Origin of the sequence: Brevibacterium antiquum (assembly GCF_016107655.1) — a bacterium.
GTDB classification, from domain to species: domain Bacteria; phylum Actinomycetota; class Actinomycetes; order Actinomycetales; family Brevibacteriaceae; genus Brevibacterium; species Brevibacterium antiquum.
Genome location: NZ_JABASX010000013.1, coordinates 1 through 18,625, shown reverse-complemented (window position 1 = coordinate 18,625; position 18,625 = coordinate 1). Strand labels below are relative to the sequence as shown.

Below are 18,625 nucleotides of genomic sequence, written 5' to 3'. Positions count from 1 at the left end.
AATGGTCAAGGCTTATTCAGGGTTGCCGAGGTGCTCAGATCAGTTGAAGACGACCGTGCGGTGACCGTCCATGAGGACCCGTCCTTCCGCATGCCAGGCCACTGCCCGTGCCAGTACCGCTGCTTCGACATCCTGACCGCGCTGGACGAAGTCGGCGATGTCGCGGTTGTGATCGACGCGAGCGACATCCTGCTCGATGATCGGCCCCTCGTCGAGATCAGGGGTGACGTAGTGGGCCGTGGCACCGATGATCTTCACTCCGCGGGCGTGCGCCTGATGATACGGCTTTGCGCCCTTGAAACTGGGCAGGAACGAGTGATGGATGTTGATGACGCGGCCCTCCAACCGGGCGCAGAGATCGGGGGAGAGGATCTGCATATAACGCGCGAGGACGATGAGCTCGACGTCGAGCTCATCGACGAGTCCGCTCAGGCGCGCCTCGGCAGCGTCCTTGGTCTCACGAGTGATCGGAATGTGGTGGAAGTCGTGGCCGTGGAATTCGGCCAGCGACCGCAGGGAGTCATGGTTGCCGGCCACACCGACGATATCGATGGGCAGCTGACCCGAGCTCTGCTGGAACAGCAGAGTATTGAGGCAGTGCGCGGCCTTCGACACGAGGACCAGAGTTCTCGTCTTCTTCTCCACCGGCTGGAGGCTGATCGTCATATCAAAACGGTGAGCCGCCTCGGCGAGGGAAGACTCCAGGGTCCCGGCATCGGAATCGTGGTTCGTGACGAACTGGACACGCAGGAAGAACTGGAGGGAATCGGGGGAGGAGAACTGCTGGGACTCGGTGATGTTGGCACCGAGTGAGGCCAGGACCCCGGTCACGGCATGCACGATTCCGGTTGCGTCCGGGCAGGTGACTCGCAGGATCCATTCTCGACTCATGCGCTCGATTCTAATGGTCGTATCCGGTGTGCTCCGAAACCGGCCCATCATCCGGATGACGAACGGCTCATCGGTGTGATCTGGTTCGCTGTTAGCATTGTTTCCGGGTGCTCGCGGAGCCGATCGCGGTGTCCCACTCATCACTTTGGATGCCACAGGAGTGTATACATGACTGATAACACGATGCAGGCTTCGCTTGCAGACATCGATCCACAGATCGCGGACGTCCTCGACCAGGAATTGGGCCGTCAGCGTTCGACTCTCGAGATGATCGCCTCGGAGAACTTCGTGCCGCGCGCAGTGCTGCAGGCACAGGGATCCGTGCTGACGAACAAGTACGCCGAGGGCTACCCCGGGAAGCGCTACTACGGTGGCTGCGAGTACGTCGATGTCGCTGAGACTCTCGCCATCGACCGGGCCAAGAGCCTCTTCGGTGCCGAATACGCGAACGTGCAGTCACACTCAGGTGCTTCTGCCAACGCCGCCGTGATGCACGCCCTCGCCCGCCACGGTGACAAGATGCTCGGCCTGTCGCTGGCCCACGGCGGCCACCTCACCCATGGCATGAAGATCAACTTCTCAGGACGCCTCTACGACGTCGCCTCCTATGAAGTCGATCCCGACACCTACCGCATCGATATGGACAAGGTGCGTGAGCGAGCAATCGAGCATCGCCCCGAGGTCATCGTCGCAGGTTGGTCCGCCTACCCGCGCCAGCTCGACTTCCAGGCCTTCCGCGACATCGCCGACGAAGTCGGAGCGAAGCTCTGGGTCGACATGGCTCACTTCGCCGGGCTTGTCGCCGCCGGCCTGCACCCCAACCCGGTGCCCTTCGCCGATGTCGTGTCATCGACGGTGCACAAGACCATCGGCGGTCCACGCTCAGGCTTCATCCTCGGCAAGGAGGAGTACGCGAAGAAGCTGAACTCCGCCGTCTTCCCGGGACAGCAGGGCGGTCCGTTGATGCATGTGATCGCGGCTAAGGCAGTGGCGTTCAAGCTCGCCGCGTCCGAAGAGTTCAAAGCCCGCCAGGAACGGACCGTACGCGGAGCCCAGATCTTGGCTGAGCGTCTCTTGGCCGACGATGTTGCCAAGGCCGGTGCAACGGTCCTGACCGGCGGAACCGACGTCCACCTGGTCCTCGTCGACCTGCGCAACTCGGCCCTGGACGGACAGCAGGCAGAAGACGTCCTGCACGAAGTCGGAATCACCGTAAACCGCAACGCCGTTCCGTTCGATCCCAGGCCGCCGATGGTGACCTCCGGTCTGCGTATCGGCACCCCTGCTCTGGCCACCCGCGGGTTCGGCGATGCCGAATTCACCGAGGTCGCCGACGTCATCGCCGAGGCGCTGAAGCCCGGTGCGAACGTCGACGCACTCAGCGCTCGGGTCAAGAAGCTCAGCGACAACTTCCCCCTCTACGAAGATCTGGAGCAGTACTGATGGCAGCACAGATCCTTGACGGAAAGGCCTGTGCGAAGGAGATCAAGGAAGAGCTGAAAACGGCCGTCGCGGACCTGGCCGAGCGGGGCATCGTTCCCGGCTTGGCCACGGTCCTCGTCGGTGAGGATCCGGGATCGAAGTGGTATGTGGCGGGAAAGCACCGTGACTGCGCCGAGGTGGGCATCCATTCCATCCGACGTGATCTTCCGGAGACTGTGAGCCAGGACGAGCTCCTGTCGGTCATCGACGAGCTCAACGCCGACGACGAATGCACCGGATACATCGTGCAGCTGCCGCTGCCGAAGCACATCGACACGGACACGGTCCTCGAACGCATCGACCCGGCCAAGGACGCGGACGGACTGCATCCGACCAACCTCGGTCGGCTCATGCTCAACGTCAACAGGGAGATCACCACTCCGCTGCCGTGCACCCCACGCGGTGTCATCGAGCTGATGGCGCGCAATGGGATCGAACTCGCCGGCAAGCACGTGGTGGTCGTCGGCCGCGGAGTCACCGTCGGTCGGTCGATCGGTGCGCTGCTGACCCGCCGCGAGTACAACGCCACGGTGACGCTGACGCACACCGGAACGACGAATCTGCCCGAGCTGTTGGCTCAGGCCGACATCATCGTCGCGGCTGCGGGCTCGGCTCGGATCGTGACCGCCGACGCGGTCAAGCCCGGTGCCGTCGTCCTCGACGTCGGAGTCTCCCGTGAAGAGGACCCGGAGACCGGGAAGTCGAAGATCGTGGGAGATGTGGACCCTGGCGTCGCCGAGGTGGCGGCTTGGGTGTCACCGAACCCCGGCGGAGTCGGGCCCATGACTCGGGCACTGCTTCTGAAGAACGTCGTTGACGTCGCTCAGCGGGCGGCCGCAGTCGCCTGAACGGTTCACGTTCTGAGACAGACGGCCTCCCACACCTGTGTGTGGGAGGCCGTCTGTCTCAGTTCTGCTGCTCCGGTCTCTGTTCGCTGGTCAGGCCAGTGCGTTCATCACTCCTCGAGGAGTTTGAGCTCGAAGAACACGCGCGGATCTCCGGCACCCGCATAGTCTTCGATGAGTTCACCGGTGAACCCGAGTGAGGAATGGAACGAGATCGCTGCGGAAGAATCCGGCATGGTTGTGGCCTGCACCGATGAGACTCCAACGGTTCGCGAGTGTTCGATGAAGTGCTGGTACAGGTGACGACCGATTCCCTTATGTCGGAAATCCGATCGGGCGGCAACCAGGTGGATGTAGGAAGGGCCATCATGGGGGATGACGCCGAGCAGATAGCCGACGATCTCCGAACGGTATCTGGCCACCAGTCCCGATGTCACGAACTGGCGGAACCAGTAGGCATCGTGATCGCCGCTCAGGTCCCGGTCTCCCCAGAAGTTCTCCTGCGCACCGAGCAGGAACTCGCGCATCTCACGGGCGTCTACTTCGTCAAGCGGGCTGATGCTCAGCTGCTCAGAATCGAAAGTCTCGTCAACAGCCATTACGCCTCCTGAAATATGTTTCTTTCCATCACTCTATAACGCCCAAGCCCGTATGAGTAGTGCGCTCATGCCATGATAGAACACATGATTCGGATTGCATCAGTCAACGTCAACGGAGTTCGAGCAGCATGGAGAAAGGGGATGCCCACCTGGGTGGACAGTGCGAAACCCGACTTCATCACACTGCAGGAAGTCCGGGCCGCCAACGACATCGCCCTCAAAGTGCTCGAGGACACCGAGTACACCACGATCAGCCACGACGCCGAGGCGAAGGGACGCGCCGGAGTCGCCGTTATGGCACGCACGGAGCCAGCCGAGGTACGCGAAGGACTCGGTGCGGACGGGTACTTCGACCGCGCCGGCCGGTGGGTGGAAACGGACTACCGCCTCGGTGACGGGTCGCTGCTGACTCTCGTATCGGCCTACGTCCATTCCGGTGAGGTGGACACCCCCAAACAGGAGGACAAGTACCGCTTCCTCGACCGAATGACCGTGCGCCTGCCCGAACTCGCAGAGCACGCCGACCACGTGCTGGTCACCGGTGACCTCAACGTCTGCCACACCGAACGCGACCTGAAGAACTGGAAGGCCAACCGCAAGAAGGCGGGATTCCTGCCCGAGGAGCGCGCGTACTTCGACGGTTTCTTCGGCGATGTCGGCTTCGTCGACGTACACCGGAAGCTCAGCGGCGATGTCGACGGCCCCTACACCTGGTGGTCCATGCGCGGACAGGCCTTCGATAACAACGCCGGGTGGCGCATCGACTATCAGATGGCGACACCGGAACTTGCCCAGGCGGCAGTCAAGGCCACTGTCGACAAGGCTGACAGCTGGGCCGAGCGCTGGTCCGATCACGCACCGCTCGTTATCGACTACGATCTCCCCGCACCGAAGTAGGCCGCAGACTGGTCGTCTAGGTGTGATGTCCAGGGACGTTGTTGAGTCGGTCGAAGGGTGCGCCGCCAATCGCAGAGTGGTGTCGGTGGTGGTTATAGAAGTGGAGCCAGCCGGGCAGCGCCAGGCGTCTTTCGGCCTCTGAACCGTAAAACCTGGCATAGGCTCATCCGTCCCCGAGCGCAGAAAGTCCCTCCATGCGTGGGATCTGTAGGCCGACCCGTTGTCGGATAGGACTCGCTTGACGGTCACGCCTCGTTCGGCGAACCAGTCCACGGCGCGTTCGAGAACTCCCACCGCTGTGCTCGCCTGCTCATCCGACCAGATTTCTGCGTATGCGACGCGGGAGTGGTCGTCGATGACTGTGTGAACGAACGCCGTTCCGGTGCGCGGCTTGTGTCTTTTCCTCGTGGTAATCCCGGAGTCGCGAGCGTGTTCCGTGCGCCTTGCTTCCGACCTACGTAACGATGTCCACCGCCGTCGGGGATGTTGCCGAACTTCGTGACATCGACATGAATCAACGATCCCGGATGAGGATGCTCATATCGCCGCAATGGCTCGCCAGTGACACGATCGATATGCGAGAGACGGTTCACGCGGCAACGGACGAGGACCGCGCGAACAGTCGACGTCGAGAGACCAAGTCGCGCAGCGATTTGGGCTGGCCCCAGTCGAAGCCGCCAGCGCAGGTTGATGATCTTCTGACATGTTCGGGCGTCCTGGCTGGGATCCGGTGCGGCTTGCTGGAGCGATCCTGCATCCCAAACTCGCCCTCTTCCCGGTAGCGGCCGGCCCATTTCCGGGCAGTGATCGGGGAAAACATGAACATCTTTGCGGCGATCGTGGCCGGATAGCCGTCTTCGACAATCAGTCGGGCTAACCGGAGACGGGCACGAGGAGTGAGAAGAGCGTTCGGATGGGTCATCAATTGGCCTCCGCCGCGGTATTCGTGAGCCCGAACGCACCAAGCACAGGCCCCGCGGCAGCTCCGATATTCAATGCTGCGGTTGCGTACGAACCGCCCATCGTTGGCGCACCCGATGCTGAATACAGCACACGCGTGATCAGAGTACTGCCGACGCCGAACGACAGGAAGCCCTGAACGAGGACGAGCACGATAAGCGCAACGGGATGAGATGCGACCACTGCCAACACGATCCAGCCTGTCAGCAACAGCGGTCCGTCGACTGCGAGCACGAGGCCAGGTCGTTGATCTGATAGTCGTCCTGCGATCGTGACGCCAAGGAACGATCCGATGCCGAACATCACCAGCGCGACGGACACCCACGCTTCGGCCAAGCCCGCGGTCTCGGTCACGACGGGTGCCAGGAAGGTGAATGCCGCAAAGGTCCCTCCGTTGATCAGCGCTCCGAGTGCCATGGCCAGGATGAGCCGCGGCGTCGCCAACTGGCTGAGCTCGGCACGGAGTCTTGGTGAGGTCGCGCTAGTCGCGCTCCGACCAACATTGTTCGTGACGCCACGAATGACTCCAACGGCCGCGGGAATACAGAGGATGGCGATCGCCCAGAACGTCGTTCGCCAGCCCAGCGCTGTGCCGAGCAGTGCCCCGGAGGGGACGCCCACGACGGTTGCGATCGTCGTGCCGGAGAGCAGGATCGACAGTGCACGCCCCTTCTGGTTCGCTGGCACGAGGGTAGTGGCAGTGCTCAGTGCTACGGCGAGGAAGCCTGCGTTTGCGAGAGCGCTGAGCACCCGGGTGATGAGCAGGAGAGAGAACACTGGTGTCATCGCTCCGATGACGTGGCTTCCCGCGAACACGAGAAGGCAAACGATCAATGTGAGCCGCGGTGGCCAACGGCGAGCGAATGCCGCCATCACTGGCGCGCCGACGACCATACCGACCGCGAATGCGGAGGTCAGCAGGCCTGCAGTGCCGACCGAGACGTCAAGTTCGGTCGCGATCGCGGGGAGCAATCCCGCGAGCATGAATTCTGAAGTGCCCATGACGAAGACCGCCAGGGCAAGCATGTAGAGAGCAAAAGGCATCGAGTACTCCGAGGTGTGAGATCAAGAAATGGTTCTTCTTGTCACCAAGGCCAGTGCCCCGGGTACGCCAGACATACGCCCACACAGATCGTGGGCGTCGTAACTAGTGGTTCAAGGGGCTGGCGGTGTGACCGACAACCCCTGACCTGTCTGATTCGGGACTCGACATGCCCCAAACTCTACATGCCTTCAATGGTGAGCGGTCTGGACGGATACTTCTTGAATCAGCACGGTGTCATTGCGCGCGGGGGCAGAACAACGTCCCTGGACATCACATCTAGGTGTGCGAGGAGCCGAGTTCGATGAGCAGCACGCCGATGAGGATGAGACCGATGCCGAAGAGCATCTTCCGCGTCAGCTTCTCCTTGAACAGCGCGCGGCCGGCCAATGCCGTCAGAGCCACCCCGGTGGCGGCCCAGATTCCGTAGGCCACGCCCAAGGGGATGCCTGTGCGCAGCGTCAGGCTGAGCAGGCTGAATGAGACGAGGTATCCAGCGGCGACTCCCGTGTACCACCATCTGCTGCCGCCGACCGATGCCATCCGCAGACAGATAGTGGCCGCGACCTCGAGGACGATTGCGATGGCGAGCAGAATCCAGCCGATGATCATGACTCGCCTCCCGGCTCGGTCTGCGGTGGGTCTGTCTCGGTCTCCGGCGCGTTCGGGACAGCCTGGTGCGCATCGTCTTCGCGGTTGCCGACCTCGACGAGGATGACGCCGGCCATGATGAAGACGATTCCTGTGATCATGACGGGTGTGAGCGGTTCAGCGAAGAGGACGAGGGAAAGGATCGCGGTGAGTGCGACTCCCGCTGCGCCCCAGATTCCGTAGGCGATGCCCAGCGGCATACCGACGCGGAGGGTGAGGCTGAGGAAGACGAACGCTGCGGCATAGCCGAGGCCGACGAGGATATAGAGGGCGGGGGAGTCAAGAGCTCCCTTCAGCGCCAGGGTGCCGGTCACCTCGGCGATGATGGCACCCATCAGAAACAGCCATTTGCGCACATGACAATTGTCGGCCATAGTCATCCGGCAGGAAAATCGGTCAGCGTCCTGTCACGCGACGAGGCCCGGGTCTGTGCGGAGGAATCTCCACACAGACCCGGGCCTCATTCAGGGTTCATTGGCGCTGAACTTCAGCAGCATCGAACCTTCGGATTGCGGTCCTGCTCATCGGTGAGGTCACGCCAGAACTCCTTCTCTCCCATGGCGCCCTCGCGAGTGCCGTGTCGACGCTCGTAGGACTCCATGTAATGGATGTAGGCGTTCTCACCCATGACCTCCTTGAGGTACCACAGGAGTCCTGCCGCGCCTCGGCGAAGCGATCCCCATGGGTCCTTCACGAGACGCTCCAGCGGATGTGTGCTTGCACTGGTCATGGTGTCTCTCCTTTCCGTGCCGCTGTCACGTCACATGGAACACGGTCACGGTCGTCTGTGTGGGGAACGCTCGTCCCACTGGGCCTGGACCTCGCGTTCGGCCTTCCGTGCGATGAGACCTGCCGGAGCAAATATCTTGGTCTCCGTGTAGGGCTCCTCAGAGGTGGGCAGCGTTCCCTTCCTGATGGCTTCGATGGACTTCCACACGGCCATGATGACGACCATGGCAACGAGCAGTGCGAAGACGATGGAGAGAGTGCCCTGGACGAAGGTGTTGCGGACGACGGCATTCATCGCCGCCACGCCTTCGGTGTTGCCCAAGGAGGTCTCCCCGGCGGCCAAGGCGTCCTTGTAGGCGAAGTGCTGAGCCCAGTAGCCGAGGACGGGATCGGATGAGAAGATCTTCTGCCAGGACGCGGCCATGGTGACCACGAGGTCCCACACGAGCGGTATGCCGGGGATCCACGCCCAGCGGGCCAGACCCATCTTGCACACGATGGCGAATATCACCGCCAGCGCAATGGCTGCCAACAGCTGGTTGGAGATGCCGAAGAGCGGGAACAGCGTGTTGATGCCGCCGAGAGGGTCGGTGACTCCCATCAGCAGGATCGACCCCCAAGCCGCGACCATGAGCGCCGTCGTCAGCCATGCGCCCGGGGTCCACGAAGGATCCCGGAACTTCTTCGAGAAGTTGCCGAGGGCGTCGCTGAGCATGAAGCGGGCGACGCGGGTGCCGGCGTCGATCGTGGTGAGGATGAACAGAGCCTCGAACATGACCGCGAAGTGGTACCAGAACGACATCCACGCGGGACCGCCGAAGATGTTGTGGAGGATGTGCGCCATGCCCATCGCCAAGGTCGGGGCACCACCGGTGCGGGAGACGATGCTCTCTTCGCCGACGTCCTTGGCTGCCTGTTCGAGCACCTCGGGACTCGTCGCAACGCCGGACATGCCCAGGGAGTTGTTGATGAAGTCCGAGGCGCCCTGCGCTGTTCCACCCGTGAGCGGTTCGGCGGCGTTCATCGCGAAGTACAGACCTTTGTCGAGGCAGATCGCGGCCACCAGAGCCATGATGGCGACGAAGGACTCCATGAGCATTCCGCCGTAGCCGATGAGGCGAGCCTGGGATTCCTTCTCGATCAGCTTCGGCGTGGTGCCCGAGGAGATGAGCGCGTGGAATCCCGATAGGGCCCCGCAGGCGATGGTGATGAAGAGGAACGGGAACAGAGCTCCGGCGAAGGCAGGGCCCTCGGAGTTGAAGGCGAACTCGGTCACAGCTGGCATCTGCACACTCGGGTTGACGATGAGGATGCCGACAGCCAAGAGGATGATGGTGCCGATCTTCATGAAGGTCGACAGGTAGTCACGCGGTGCCAGCAGCACCCAGACCGGCAGTACAGCGGCGAGGAAGCCATAGATCATCAGGCACCAGGCCAGTGTCACCTTGTCGAGGTGGAAGAACTCCGACCACACGGGCGAGTTGTGAACCCAGCCGCCTGCCACGATGGCCAGGATCAGGAGGACGATGCCGATGACGGAGACCTCGACGACCTTGCCCGGACGCAGGTAGCGCATGTAGATGCCCATGAACACGGCGATGGGAATCGTCATGGCGATCGAGAAGACACCCCAAGGGCTCTCGGCCAGTGCGTTGATGATGACGACGCCGAGGACGGCGATGAGGATCACCATGATGAGGATGATGCCCAACGAGGCGATGATTCCGCCTGTGCGACCAAGCTCATCGCGAGTCATCTGACCCAGCGAGCGGCCGTTGCGGCGCATCGAGAAGAACAGCACCAGATAGTCCTGGACGCCGCCGGCGACGATGACGCCGAGAACGATCCACAGAGTACCGGGCAGGTAGCCCATCTGCGCGGCCAGGATCGGTCCGACCAGTGGCCCGGCGCCCGAGATGGCGGCGAAGTGGTGGCCGAAGAGCACTCGGCGGTCGGTGGGTGCGAAGTCGCGTCCATTGTCATTGAGCTCTGCAGGCGTGGCCCGTTTCGGGTCAGGGCGGCAGATCTTCCATTCGATGAACTTGGCATAGAAGCGGAACGCGATGAGGTAGCTGCCCACGGCAGCGGCGACGAACCAGCTGGCCGACATCTCCTCTCCGCGCACGAACGCAACCATGGCCCATCCGGCGGCAGCGACCAACGCGATGACCACCCAGATGACGATCTTCACCGGAGTCCACCGTGGTTTCTCGACCACAGCCACCGGTGGCAGCCCTTCTTCGGTTCTGACGTATTCGACCGACAAGATTTCCTCCTCGTTGAGCTCGATGACTTCGCACCGAATCTTCATAGCCCATGACCACCGGTCACCGGCCGAACAAGACTGTTGACCGAACCATGTGAGATACCTCGATGAATCATGTGATCTGCATCGTCACTATACCGTTTGCCGGGGGTGCGGAGGTGGCTGAGGTCTCCTGAGTCCTCGGCTCACACGGGGTGGTCTGCGATGACGCGGGGTTGAAGTGGCATTATGGTCCTATGATGACTTCTTCTCTGCCACGGACCGTTTCCGGTATCCAGGCCACCTCTGATTCACTGCACCTGGGTAACTACATCGGAGCTCTGCAACAGTTCGTGGTGCATCAGGAGTCACACGATGCCTTCTACTTCATCGCGAACATGCACGCGATCACCGTCGAACAGGACCCCAGCGACCTGCGTGAGCGCACCCTGCGCACTGCTGCGCAGTTCATTGCGGCGGGTATCGATCCGGAGAAGTCGACGATCTTCGTCCAGTCGCAGGTTCCGGCACACCCGCAGCTGTCATGGGTCCTCGAATGCACCACGTCGATGGGCGAGGCCAGCCGGATGACGCAGTTCAAGGACAAGTCGGCCAAGCAGGACCATGTGTCCCTGGGTCTGCTCACCTACCCAGCGCTGATGGCCGCCGACATCCTCCTCTACAACCCGCAGATGGTGCCCGTCGGCGAGGATCAGCGCCAGCATCTCGAGCTGACCAGAAACTTGGCCGAACGCTTCAACTATCGGTTCGGAGAGACCTTCGTCGTTCCTGAGGCGCAGATCCTCAAGTCCACCGCGAAGATCTACGACCTGCAGAACCCCTCGTCGAAGATGTCGAAGTCCCTGCCCAGCCCGCTGGGCCGCATCGACCTCCTCGACGACGCGAAGTCACTGACGAAGAAGATCAAGTCCGCCGTCACCGACGATGGCAAGGAGATCGCCTATGAACCGGAGTCCAAGCCCGGAGTCTCGAACCTGCTCACGATCTACTCCTCCCTGACCTCGCGGTCGGTCGATGACATCGTCGCAGAGTACGAGGGCAAGATGTACGGTCACCTCAAGGTCGACCTGGCAGAGATCGCCGTCGAAGCCCTCACCCCTGTGCGAGAGCGCACCAATGAGCTCCTGCAGGACCGTGCCCAGCTCCAGGCCATCCTCGATTCGGGTGCGGCGAAGGCCAATGAGATCGCCGAGGTGACCCTGCGAGAGGTCTATGACAAGGTCGGCTTCGTCTGAGCCGACTGCAACCCGATCCGACCTGACGTGCGATGAGTGTGAAGGAAGAACCGTGGCGAAGAAGAAACCCGAAGAGGGACCGCTGAACCTCACCCCGGACATGCTGCACACCGCGGCACGGATGGAAGACCGTTTCAACGGCTGGCTGCAGAACCGCGCCACCGACCACACCTATCAACGCACGGTCATCGCCTATGACACCTATGGCGGCACAGGGTGGGTGAGAGTGCTCGGCCGCTTGGTCCTGACCCCGACCGGGCAGCCTGCAGCGGATCTGCAGTCGAGCATTCGAGGGTGGAAGTCCTTTGTCAGTGTGCCTCTGCCCAACGACACGGCATGGGTGCGCGTCAATGACGAAGAGCATATGGTCACCGCTGACCGGGGCGGCATCATCGACACGGTCATTCCCGGTGACTTTCAGCCCGGTGAGACGGAGATCGAACTGTGGACCGATGGGTCGCTCGTCGATTCTGCGGCTGTGCGGATCATCGGCGAGGACTCGACATTCGGCATCATCTCCGATATCGACGACACGGTCATGGTCACCTCACTGCCGCGACCGTTTCTGGCCGCGTGGAACACCTTCGTCCTCAGCGAGCATGCCAGGTCGCCGGTGGCGGGAATGGCTGTTCTCTACGACCGGATCACCTATATGCGCCCCAACTCGCCGATGGTCTATCTGTCAACGGGAGCATGGAACTCGGCCCTGACGATCAAACGGTTCCTCTCCCGCAACCTCTACCCGATGGGGCCACTGCTGCTCACAGATTGGGGTCCGACGACAACTCGGGTCTTCCGTTCGGGCAAGGAGCACAAACGCAACTCTCTGGAGCGCCTGTCGCGTGAGTTCCCGTGGATGAAATGGCTGCTCATCGGCGATGACGGTCAGAAGGACGAGGAGGTCTACGGAGAGTTCGTGGAGAACCATCCCGACAACGTCGCCGCGGTTGCGATCCGCCAGCTCACCGTCGGTGAAGCGGTCTGGGCAGGCGGTCGTTCGAAGGGCCACGGTCGCGGGCAGGGCGTGCCGTGGATCTATGCCCCGGACGGTGCAGGTCTGTCCTCGCGCCTGACCGAACGGGGCATCATCTCCACGATCTGAGAGTTCAGCTCGGCTCAGCCGACACGAACAGCTGTGTTCAGGCGAGCGTCGAGCTCCGTCTTCGCGGCCTCGAACTGTGCGGCCAGGCTGTCGACGAGTTCTGCGCTGGTGCGCTTGGCGCCGAGGACTCCGATGCCCTGACCGGAGCCCCAGATATCCTTCCACGCCTTCGAGTCCGAGCCGTCCTTCTCGCCGAAGTCCATCTTCGTCGGGTCGGCTTCGGGAAGGTTGTCGGGGTCGAGGCCCGATGCAGTGATCGAACCGCGCAGGTAGTTGCCCTTGACTCCGGTGAAATAGCTGGAGTACACGACGTCCTCGGCAGCGGAGTCGACGATCATCTGCCTGTAGTCTTCGGCGACGTTGGCCTCCGTCGTCGATAGGAAAGCCGAGCCCACATAGGCACAATCTGCCCCGGCGGCCAGGGCTGCGAGGATTGAGCGGCCGTGTGCAATTGCACCCGAGAGCAGCAGCGGACCGTCGAACCAGGACCGGATCTCCTGGACCAGTGCGAAGGGTGAGAGCGCACCGGCATGTCCACCGGCTCCGGCGGCCACGGCGATGACGCCGTCGGCGCCCTTCTCCACGGCTTTGTGCGCGAACTTGTTGTTGATGACGTCGTGGAGGACGATGCCGCCGTAGGAGTGCACGGCCTCAGTGACCTCTTCACGTGCACCCAACGAGGTGATCACGATGGGCACCTGGTGGCGAACCACCTCGGCGAGGTCGGCCTCCAAACGGTTGTTCGAGCGGTGAACGATGAGGTTCACTGCGAACGGTGCCGCCGGACGATCGGGGTTCGCTGCGGTGAACGCGGCGTTGGTTTCACGGATCTCGTCCAGCCAGTCGGTGAGCATCGAGGCCGGACGGGCATTGAGGGTGGGGAAGGAACCGATGATGCCGGCTTGGCACTGGGCCTTGACCAGGTCGGGCCCCGACGCGATGAACATGGGGGAGCCGAGCACTGGAAGCCGCAGCTGGGAGAGAATATTGGCGAAAGAATTCATTGTGCCTCCTTTGGGTGGATGAACATTTCCACTCTAACTGAACGATTGTTAAAAGTGATCATGAGGGCCGAGACGCCGATGGCGCAGACGAGTTTGCCTCGTCTGCGCCATCGGTGCAGGCACGTGTGGTCTGCTGCGTCGTGCGGTGGATCAGGAATCCGTGAAGTTCGCGTCTCGCTTCTCGACGAATGCGGCCATTCCCTCGGACTGGTCGTTCGTGGCCAGAGTGGAGTGGAAGAGGCGACGTTCGTAACGCAGTCCCTGCTCAAGTGTCGTTTCGAATGCGGTGTTGACCGCTTCCTTCACCATCGCCGAGGCGATGCGGGACTTGGACGCGATCGTCTGGGCAATCTCGTTGGCAGTTGAAAGCAGTTCCTCGGGTTCGACGATACGTGCGACGAGGCCCGAACGCTCGGCCTCCTCAGCGTCCATCATTCGTCCGGTCAGGCACATGTCCATGGACTTGGCCTTGCCGATCGCGCGAGTCAGACGCTGGGATCCGCCCATGCCGGGGAGGACGCCGAGGTTGATCTCGGGCTGACCGAACTTCGCCTTCGTCGACGCGATGAGGATGTCGCCCATCATCGCCAGCTCGCAGCCGCCGCCGAGGGCGAAGCCGTTGACTGCGGTGATGACCGGTTTGCGCACGTCAGTCAGACGGGTCCAACCGGCGAACCAGTCGGCCTTGAATGCGGTGGCGAAGTCGAGGTCGGACATCTCCTTGATGTCGGCGCCCGCAGCGAAGGCCTTACCGCTGCCGGTGATGATGATCGCCTTGACCTCATCGTCGGCATCGAATGCGGTGGCCGCGTCTGTGATGTCGGTGAGCACCTGCATGTTCAGCGCGTTGAGAGCCTTCGGGCGGTTGATCGTGATGGTGGCGACGCCCGCGTCGACGGACGTGAGGATGGTTTCGTAGTCGCTCATGCGAACACCTTCTCTTCGTGATCGGTGGTGAGGATGTCGTGGACTGTTTCGTCGTTGACCTCATCGAACGTAGACGGGGACCACTGCGGGTTGCGGTCCTTGTCGATGACCTGCGCCCGGATGCCCTCCTTGAGGTCGGGGCGGCGCGTCAGCGCGACGGCGGCGCGGTAGTCCTGTTCGAGGACCTCGGCCAGGGACATGCCTCCGGCCTTGCGGACGGCGGCCAGGGTGACCTTCACCGAGGTGGGCGCCTTTGTCCCGATCAGTTTCGCCGCGGCATTGGCATCAGGATTCGCATGCGCGGCCAGCGCTGCGACGATGTCCTCTGCCCGGTCCCCGGTATAGCATTCGTCGATCCAGTTTGCGGCCTCGGCGAGTTCGTTCTCCGGCGCATCGGCAGCGTAGCGGTTGATCACCGTTTCCACGTCGCCGCCTGCTTCGAGGTCGGCGATGAGTCCTGGCACATCTGCGTCGGGAACGTAGTAGTCGGCCAGCCCCATGGCCAGCGCGGCTCCTGCTCCGACCGGCAATCCGGTCAGCGCCAGATGGGTGCCGAGTTCGCCTGGCGCATTGGCCAGCAGATGTGTGCCGCCGACGTCGGGGAACAGGCCGATCCCGGTCTCCGGCATCCCGATCTTCGTGGAATCGGTGACGATGCGGTGTGAGCCGTGGCCGGAGATTCCGACGCCGCCACCCATTGTGATGCCATTCATGATGACGACATAGGGCTTGGGGAATTCGGAGATCTCATGGTTCATCTTGTATTCGCGATTCCAGAACCGGGCGTTCTCATCGGTGCCGGCCACGATGTCGTTGTAGACGGCCTTGATGTCGCCTCCGGCGCACAGCCCGCGTTCGCCGCGTCCGGTGACAAGGACGGTCTTGATCGTGTCGTCATCGCGCCAGCTCTTCAGGGCGTCATCGATGGCACCCACCATTTCCTGGCTCAGTGCGTTGATCAGTTTCGGCCTGTTGAGCTCGATGCGGCCCACTCCGTTGGTGATCGAGGTGATCACCGATGCTTCCGTCGGCGGTGCCGCGGTCTCTGTTGTCATATCAGCCCACTCCTGTGCTCTTGCGCGAAATGATCACGCGCATGATTTCGTTGGTGCCTTCCAGAATCTGGTGGACGCGCAGGTCACGCACCAGCTTCTCAATTCCATACTCTGTCAGATAGCCATAGCCGCCGTGCAACTGGAGTGCCCTATTGGCGACGTCGAAGCCTGAATCCGTGGCTGTCAGCTTCGCCATTGCTGAGAGCAGCGAGGTGTTCGGATCGCCTGCGTCGTAGGCGTTGGCAGCACGCCACAGGAGTGAGCGAGCAGCCTCGAGCTTGGTCTGCATCTCCGCGACTTCGAATCGCAGAGCCTGGAAAGCTGAGAGCTCGGTGCCGAAGGCCTGTCGCTCGCCCATGTAATCGATGGCCTTCTCCAACGCAGACTGCCCGCCGCCCAGTGAGCATGCTCCGATGTTGAGCCGGCCTCCATCGAGTCCGGACATCGCGATCTTGAAACCCTGCCCGGGTTCGCCGAGGAGGTTCTCCTTCGGCACGCGCACGTTTTCCATGATGACCTGTCGGGTCGGCTGAGCTCGCCATCCCATCTTCTGTTCGTTGGGGCCGAAGGAGAGACCCTCCATGCCCTTTTCGAGAATGAAAGCGGAGATTCCTCGCGATCCATCCTGACCGGTACGTGCCATCACCAGGTACGTTTCGGTGGTGCCGGCACCAGAGATGAACTGCTTGACGCCGTTGAGGACATAGGAATCACCGTCCTCCCTCGCCGAGGTGCGCAGAGCGGCCGCATCGGAACCGGCGTTGGGCTCGGTGAGGCAGTAGCTGCCGAGGTGTTCCATCGAGACGAGCTTCGAGAGGTACTTCTCCTTCTGCGGGGCGTCTCCGTACTTGTCGATCATCCACGCCACCATGTTGTGGATGGAGATGTATGCGGCGACCGAGGGGCAGGCGGTCGACATGGCCTCGAAGATGAGGGCTGCATCCATGCGCCCCATCCCCGTGCCTCCGGCTTCTTCGCTGACGTAGATTCCGCCCATGCCCAGGTCGGCCGACCTCTTGATGACGTCGACGGGGAAGTGGTGGTCGGCGTCCCACTCCAGAGCATGCGGTGCGATCTCGGAATCGGCGAATTCGCGCACCATGCCGGAGATAGTCTGTTGTTCTTCGGTGAGACCGAACGGCAGGGCAGCTGCTGTGCTGCGGGACATGGTTCCTCCACGGTTTGGGCTATTCACGATTGAGGCTTTTCGCATACGTGATGACGTTCACCACGATACGGAGAAATTACTTGGACGTCCAACTAATTTCGAGCAGCCGGTTCGTCGACGAGTCGGTCAGCAGAAGGGCGGCAGGCTCAGGCGTGGTCCTCGAGCGCGGACCGAAGCGATTCGAGATGGGGGAGGAGTCCGCCGAGATCGGTCCCGGCCAGCGCGGGTGAGCTGAAGACTTCGTCATTGAGGGCGCCGGTGGCGCGTGAAGAGAGTTCCCGGCCGGTCTCGGTGAGATCGACGAGCGTTGTGCGACGGTCATCGGGGTGGCTGCGTCTCTTCACGAGACCGGCCTTCTCGAGTCGATCGACCGAATTCGTCGTCGATGTGGCGTGGACCTGAAGACGCGCAGAGATCTTCGACATCGGCAGTGTCCCCGACTTGGTGAAGGACAGAAGGGTGAGGACTTCATACCGTGAGAACGTCAGCGCAAACGGTTTGAGGGCCGCATCGACCTTGGCGAGGAACAGCTGATGGACTCTCATCACAGAGATCACAGTCGTCATGCCATCGGTGGAATCGTTCCAACCGTGGGCGAGCCACTGTTTCCTGGACTCCTCGATCGGGTCGAGTCTGCTCGTTGCTGTCTTTTCCGCCGCCATTGTCGACAGTGTAGTGAAGTGAGAAGATAAGCGCATGTGCGGTCGACTCAATATGTCTCTCGATCCGGCAGATCTCGCCGATGAGCTCCGTCTTGACGTCATCTCCTACGACTACACGCCCAGATACAACGTGCCGCCGGGATCATTCGTGCCGATCGTCGTTGAACGACTCGATGATGAAGGACAGCTGACACGTCGACTGGAGACCGCTTCGTGGGGGCTGGTCCCGGGGTGGGCGAAGGACACGAAGATCGGCTTCAAGGCTTTCAACGCCCGTTCGGAGACCGTCCTCGAAAAACCGATGTTCAGACAGTCCATCAAGAGGCGTCGTTGCGCTCTTCCGATTCCTGGCTATTACGAGTGGGAGACAACAGAGGACGGAAAGCAGCCGTGGATGATGTCAGCGGCTGGTGATGACCCGCTGTTCATGGCCGGCCTGTTCGAGTTCTGGAAGCAGCCTGATCAATCCTGGTTGGTGTCGACGACGATCCTGACGATGGAAGCGGCGGGGCATCTGCGTGATGTTCACCATCGGATGCCGGTCTTCCTCAACCGTGGGGGTGTCGATGAATGGATCGATCCAGCGGTGCCAAGTGCCGAGGTCCCTCCACTCTTGGAAACGACACTCTCGCAAGTCGACCCCGCGAGCGTGACGCGACATCAGGTGGGCAAGAGCGTGGGCAACGTTCGCAACGACGGCCCAGAACTCATCACTCCAGTCGGCTGACCGGTAGCTGCAGGGTCGCGCGAAACCGCGGAAGATATCCGGTTCGGCTCCTGCGGCACAGCGGTCTCTGCGAAGTTCTCACCCGCCGCCGCGGGTGAGTCGTACGGGTCAGCATCATGAGGTCTATGCGGCAGAATCCACTCGTTTTGCACACCCCGCCAGATATGTGTAGTGTGTACCGAGTTGCCAGCCCGCAAGGAACGGCAACGGTCACTCTGACCAGGTTTGATCCCAGCAGATTGAAGATGAACTTCAAGTTGCGAAGGACCAAACAACACTGTAGAGTGGATATCCGCTGGTACGGCGGGCCGCAAGGCAGAAAGTACACAATTGAAACTGACACCCCCGGTGTACGCCGCCATGTTTGATGGTGTGTGGTGACG

Annotated in this window: 18 protein-coding genes and 2 pseudogenes; 6 read left to right on the top strand and 14 right to left on the bottom strand. The window is 62.0% G+C overall.

The window, feature by feature from the left end; all coding sequences use genetic code 11:
* Positions 1–39: 39 nt before the first annotated feature.
* A complete protein-coding gene (gene purU, locus JFC13_RS17980; protein WP_198398422.1) occupies positions 40–891 on the bottom strand; it encodes a formyltetrahydrofolate deformylase in 852 nt (283 codons plus the stop codon).
* Positions 892–1,059: 168 nt separating this feature from the next.
* On the opposite strand from purU, the gene JFC13_RS17975 reads away from it, so the two are divergent.
* Together JFC13_RS17975 and JFC13_RS17970 are read left to right on the top strand one after the other, a co-directional pair.
* Positions 1,060–2,334: a serine hydroxymethyltransferase gene (locus JFC13_RS17975; RefSeq protein WP_269770074.1), complete on the top strand. Its 1,275-nt coding sequence runs from the start codon at positions 1,060–1,062 to the stop codon at positions 2,332–2,334.
* Positions 2,334–3,221 carry a bifunctional methylenetetrahydrofolate dehydrogenase/methenyltetrahydrofolate cyclohydrolase gene (locus JFC13_RS17970; RefSeq protein ID WP_198398421.1) on the top strand — a complete coding sequence of 296 codons (888 nt, stop codon included), beginning with the start codon at positions 2,334–2,336 and terminating at the stop codon, positions 3,219–3,221. The genes JFC13_RS17975 and JFC13_RS17970 overlap by 1 nt, the downstream gene beginning before the upstream one ends.
* A 107-nt stretch (positions 3,222–3,328) precedes the next feature.
* On the opposite strand, the gene JFC13_RS17965 is transcribed toward JFC13_RS17970, so the two are convergent.
* The gene (locus JFC13_RS17965) at positions 3,329–3,817 is read right to left on the bottom strand and encodes a GNAT family N-acetyltransferase (RefSeq protein ID WP_198398420.1); all 489 of its coding nucleotides are present in this window, start codon (positions 3,815–3,817) and stop codon (positions 3,329–3,331) included.
* Between the two features lie 84 nt (positions 3,818–3,901).
* On the opposite strand from JFC13_RS17965, the gene JFC13_RS17960 reads away from it, so the two are divergent.
* Positions 3,902–4,714 (top strand): exodeoxyribonuclease III, encoded by an 813-nt coding sequence (locus JFC13_RS17960; RefSeq protein ID WP_198398419.1) that lies wholly within the window; start codon positions 3,902–3,904, stop codon positions 4,712–4,714.
* 16 nt (positions 4,715–4,730) lie between these two features.
* Here JFC13_RS17960 and JFC13_RS17955 read toward each other — a convergent pair.
* The 7 genes and pseudogenes from JFC13_RS17955 to JFC13_RS17925 all read right to left on the bottom strand — a co-directional run bounded on the left by JFC13_RS17955 (position 4,731) and on the right by JFC13_RS17925 (position 10,407).
* Positions 4,731–5,636 (bottom strand): annotated as a pseudogene (locus JFC13_RS17955) (DDE-type integrase/transposase/recombinase).
* Positions 5,637–5,662: 26 nt separating this feature from the next.
* A pseudogene (locus tag JFC13_RS17950) lies at positions 5,663–6,718 on the bottom strand (Cmx/CmrA family chloramphenicol efflux MFS transporter); the annotation flags it as partial.
* A gap of 21 nt (positions 6,719–6,739) precedes the next feature.
* Positions 6,740–6,793: a chloramphenicol resistance leader peptide gene (locus tag JFC13_RS20070; RefSeq protein WP_198398465.1), complete on the bottom strand. Its 54-nt coding sequence runs from the start codon at positions 6,791–6,793 to the stop codon at positions 6,740–6,742.
* Positions 6,794–6,995: 202 nt separating this feature from the next.
* Positions 6,996–7,328: a DMT family transporter gene (locus JFC13_RS17940; protein WP_232488777.1), complete on the bottom strand. Its 333-nt coding sequence runs from the start codon at positions 7,326–7,328 to the stop codon at positions 6,996–6,998.
* Entirely contained in the window at positions 7,325–7,723 is a 399-nt protein-coding gene (locus JFC13_RS17935; protein ID WP_198398418.1) for a DMT family transporter, read from the bottom strand. Before JFC13_RS17935 ends, JFC13_RS17940 begins: the two co-directional genes overlap by 4 nt.
* 131 nt (positions 7,724–7,854) lie before the next feature.
* Positions 7,855–8,097 carry a CstA-like transporter-associated (seleno)protein gene (locus JFC13_RS17930; protein ID WP_198398417.1) on the bottom strand — a complete coding sequence of 81 codons (243 nt, stop codon included), beginning with the start codon at positions 8,095–8,097 and terminating at the stop codon, positions 7,855–7,857.
* A gap of 45 nt (positions 8,098–8,142) precedes the next feature.
* Positions 8,143–10,407: a carbon starvation CstA family protein gene (locus JFC13_RS17925; RefSeq protein WP_232488776.1), complete on the bottom strand. Its 2,265-nt coding sequence runs from the start codon at positions 10,405–10,407 to the stop codon at positions 8,143–8,145.
* 191 nt (positions 10,408–10,598) lie between these two features.
* On the opposite strand from JFC13_RS17925, the gene trpS reads away from it, so the two are divergent.
* On the top strand, positions 10,599–11,597 hold the full coding sequence (gene trpS, locus JFC13_RS17920; RefSeq protein ID WP_198398416.1) for a tryptophan--tRNA ligase: 999 nt from the start codon (positions 10,599–10,601) through the stop codon (positions 11,595–11,597).
* 52 nt (positions 11,598–11,649) lie between these two features.
* The gene (locus JFC13_RS17915; protein WP_198398415.1) at positions 11,650–12,699 is read left to right on the top strand and encodes an App1 family protein; all 1,050 of its coding nucleotides are present in this window, start codon (positions 11,650–11,652) and stop codon (positions 12,697–12,699) included.
* Between the two features lie 14 nt (positions 12,700–12,713).
* On the opposite strand, the gene JFC13_RS17910 is transcribed toward JFC13_RS17915, so the two are convergent.
* From JFC13_RS17910 to JFC13_RS17890, 5 genes are all read right to left on the bottom strand, one after another.
* Complete coding sequence (locus JFC13_RS17910) at positions 12,714–13,703, bottom strand: NAD(P)H-dependent flavin oxidoreductase (RefSeq protein ID WP_198398414.1); 990 nt, start codon at positions 13,701–13,703, stop codon at positions 12,714–12,716.
* A 150-nt stretch (positions 13,704–13,853) separates the two neighbouring features.
* Positions 13,854–14,630 (bottom strand): enoyl-CoA hydratase, encoded by a 777-nt coding sequence (locus JFC13_RS17905; RefSeq protein WP_198398413.1) that lies wholly within the window; start codon positions 14,628–14,630, stop codon positions 13,854–13,856.
* Positions 14,627–15,685: an enoyl-CoA hydratase/isomerase family protein gene (locus JFC13_RS17900; RefSeq protein WP_198398412.1), complete on the bottom strand. Its 1,059-nt coding sequence runs from the start codon at positions 15,683–15,685 to the stop codon at positions 14,627–14,629. Before JFC13_RS17900 ends, JFC13_RS17905 begins: the two co-directional genes overlap by 4 nt.
* 1 nt (position 15,686) lies before the next feature.
* The gene (locus tag JFC13_RS17895; RefSeq protein WP_198398411.1) at positions 15,687–16,853 is read right to left on the bottom strand and encodes an acyl-CoA dehydrogenase family protein; all 1,167 of its coding nucleotides are present in this window, start codon (positions 16,851–16,853) and stop codon (positions 15,687–15,689) included.
* A gap of 146 nt (positions 16,854–16,999) precedes the next feature.
* Positions 17,000–17,515, bottom strand: coding sequence for a MarR family winged helix-turn-helix transcriptional regulator (locus JFC13_RS17890; RefSeq protein ID WP_198398410.1), 516 nt, complete (start codon positions 17,513–17,515; stop codon positions 17,000–17,002).
* Between the two features lie 52 nt (positions 17,516–17,567).
* Between JFC13_RS17890 and JFC13_RS17885 the strand changes: the two genes are divergently transcribed.
* Complete coding sequence (locus tag JFC13_RS17885) at positions 17,568–18,242, top strand: SOS response-associated peptidase (protein ID WP_232488775.1); 675 nt, start codon at positions 17,568–17,570, stop codon at positions 18,240–18,242.
* Positions 18,243–18,625: the final 383 nt, after the last annotated feature.

Coding starts and splice junctions, on each gene's coding strand:
- JFC13_RS17885 (WP_232488775.1), top strand. CDS start 17,568: ATGTCTCTCGATCCGGCAGATCTCGCCGATGAGCTCCGTCTTGACGTC.
- JFC13_RS17965 (WP_198398420.1), bottom strand. CDS start 3,817: ATGGCTGTTGACGAGACTTTCGATTCTGAGCAGCTGAGCATCAGCCCG.
- JFC13_RS17910 (WP_198398414.1), bottom strand. CDS start 13,703: ATGAATTCTTTCGCCAATATTCTCTCCCAGCTGCGGCTTCCAGTGCTC.
- JFC13_RS17940 (WP_232488777.1), bottom strand. CDS start 7,328: ATGATCATCGGCTGGATTCTGCTCGCCATCGCAATCGTCCTCGAGGTC.
- JFC13_RS17890 (WP_198398410.1), bottom strand. CDS start 17,515: ATGGCGGCGGAAAAGACAGCAACGAGCAGACTCGACCCGATCGAGGAG.
- JFC13_RS17895 (WP_198398411.1), bottom strand. CDS start 16,853: ATGTCCCGCAGCACAGCAGCTGCCCTGCCGTTCGGTCTCACCGAAGAA.
- JFC13_RS17975 (WP_269770074.1), top strand. CDS start 1,060: ATGACTGATAACACGATGCAGGCTTCGCTTGCAGACATCGATCCACAG.
- purU (WP_198398422.1), bottom strand. CDS start 891: ATGAGTCGAGAATGGATCCTGCGAGTCACCTGCCCGGACGCAACCGGA.
- JFC13_RS17960 (WP_198398419.1), top strand. CDS start 3,902: ATGATTCGGATTGCATCAGTCAACGTCAACGGAGTTCGAGCAGCATGG.
- JFC13_RS17970 (WP_198398421.1), top strand. CDS start 2,334: ATGGCAGCACAGATCCTTGACGGAAAGGCCTGTGCGAAGGAGATCAAG.
- trpS (WP_198398416.1), top strand. CDS start 10,599: ATGATGACTTCTTCTCTGCCACGGACCGTTTCCGGTATCCAGGCCACC.
- JFC13_RS17905 (WP_198398413.1), bottom strand. CDS start 14,630: ATGAGCGACTACGAAACCATCCTCACGTCCGTCGACGCGGGCGTCGCC.
- JFC13_RS17930 (WP_198398417.1), bottom strand. CDS start 8,097: ATGACCAGTGCAAGCACACATCCGCTGGAGCGTCTCGTGAAGGACCCA.
- JFC13_RS17900 (WP_198398412.1), bottom strand. CDS start 15,685: ATGACAACAGAGACCGCGGCACCGCCGACGGAAGCATCGGTGATCACC.
- JFC13_RS17925 (WP_232488776.1), bottom strand. CDS start 10,407: ATGAAGATTCGGTGCGAAGTCATCGAGCTCAACGAGGAGGAAATCTTG.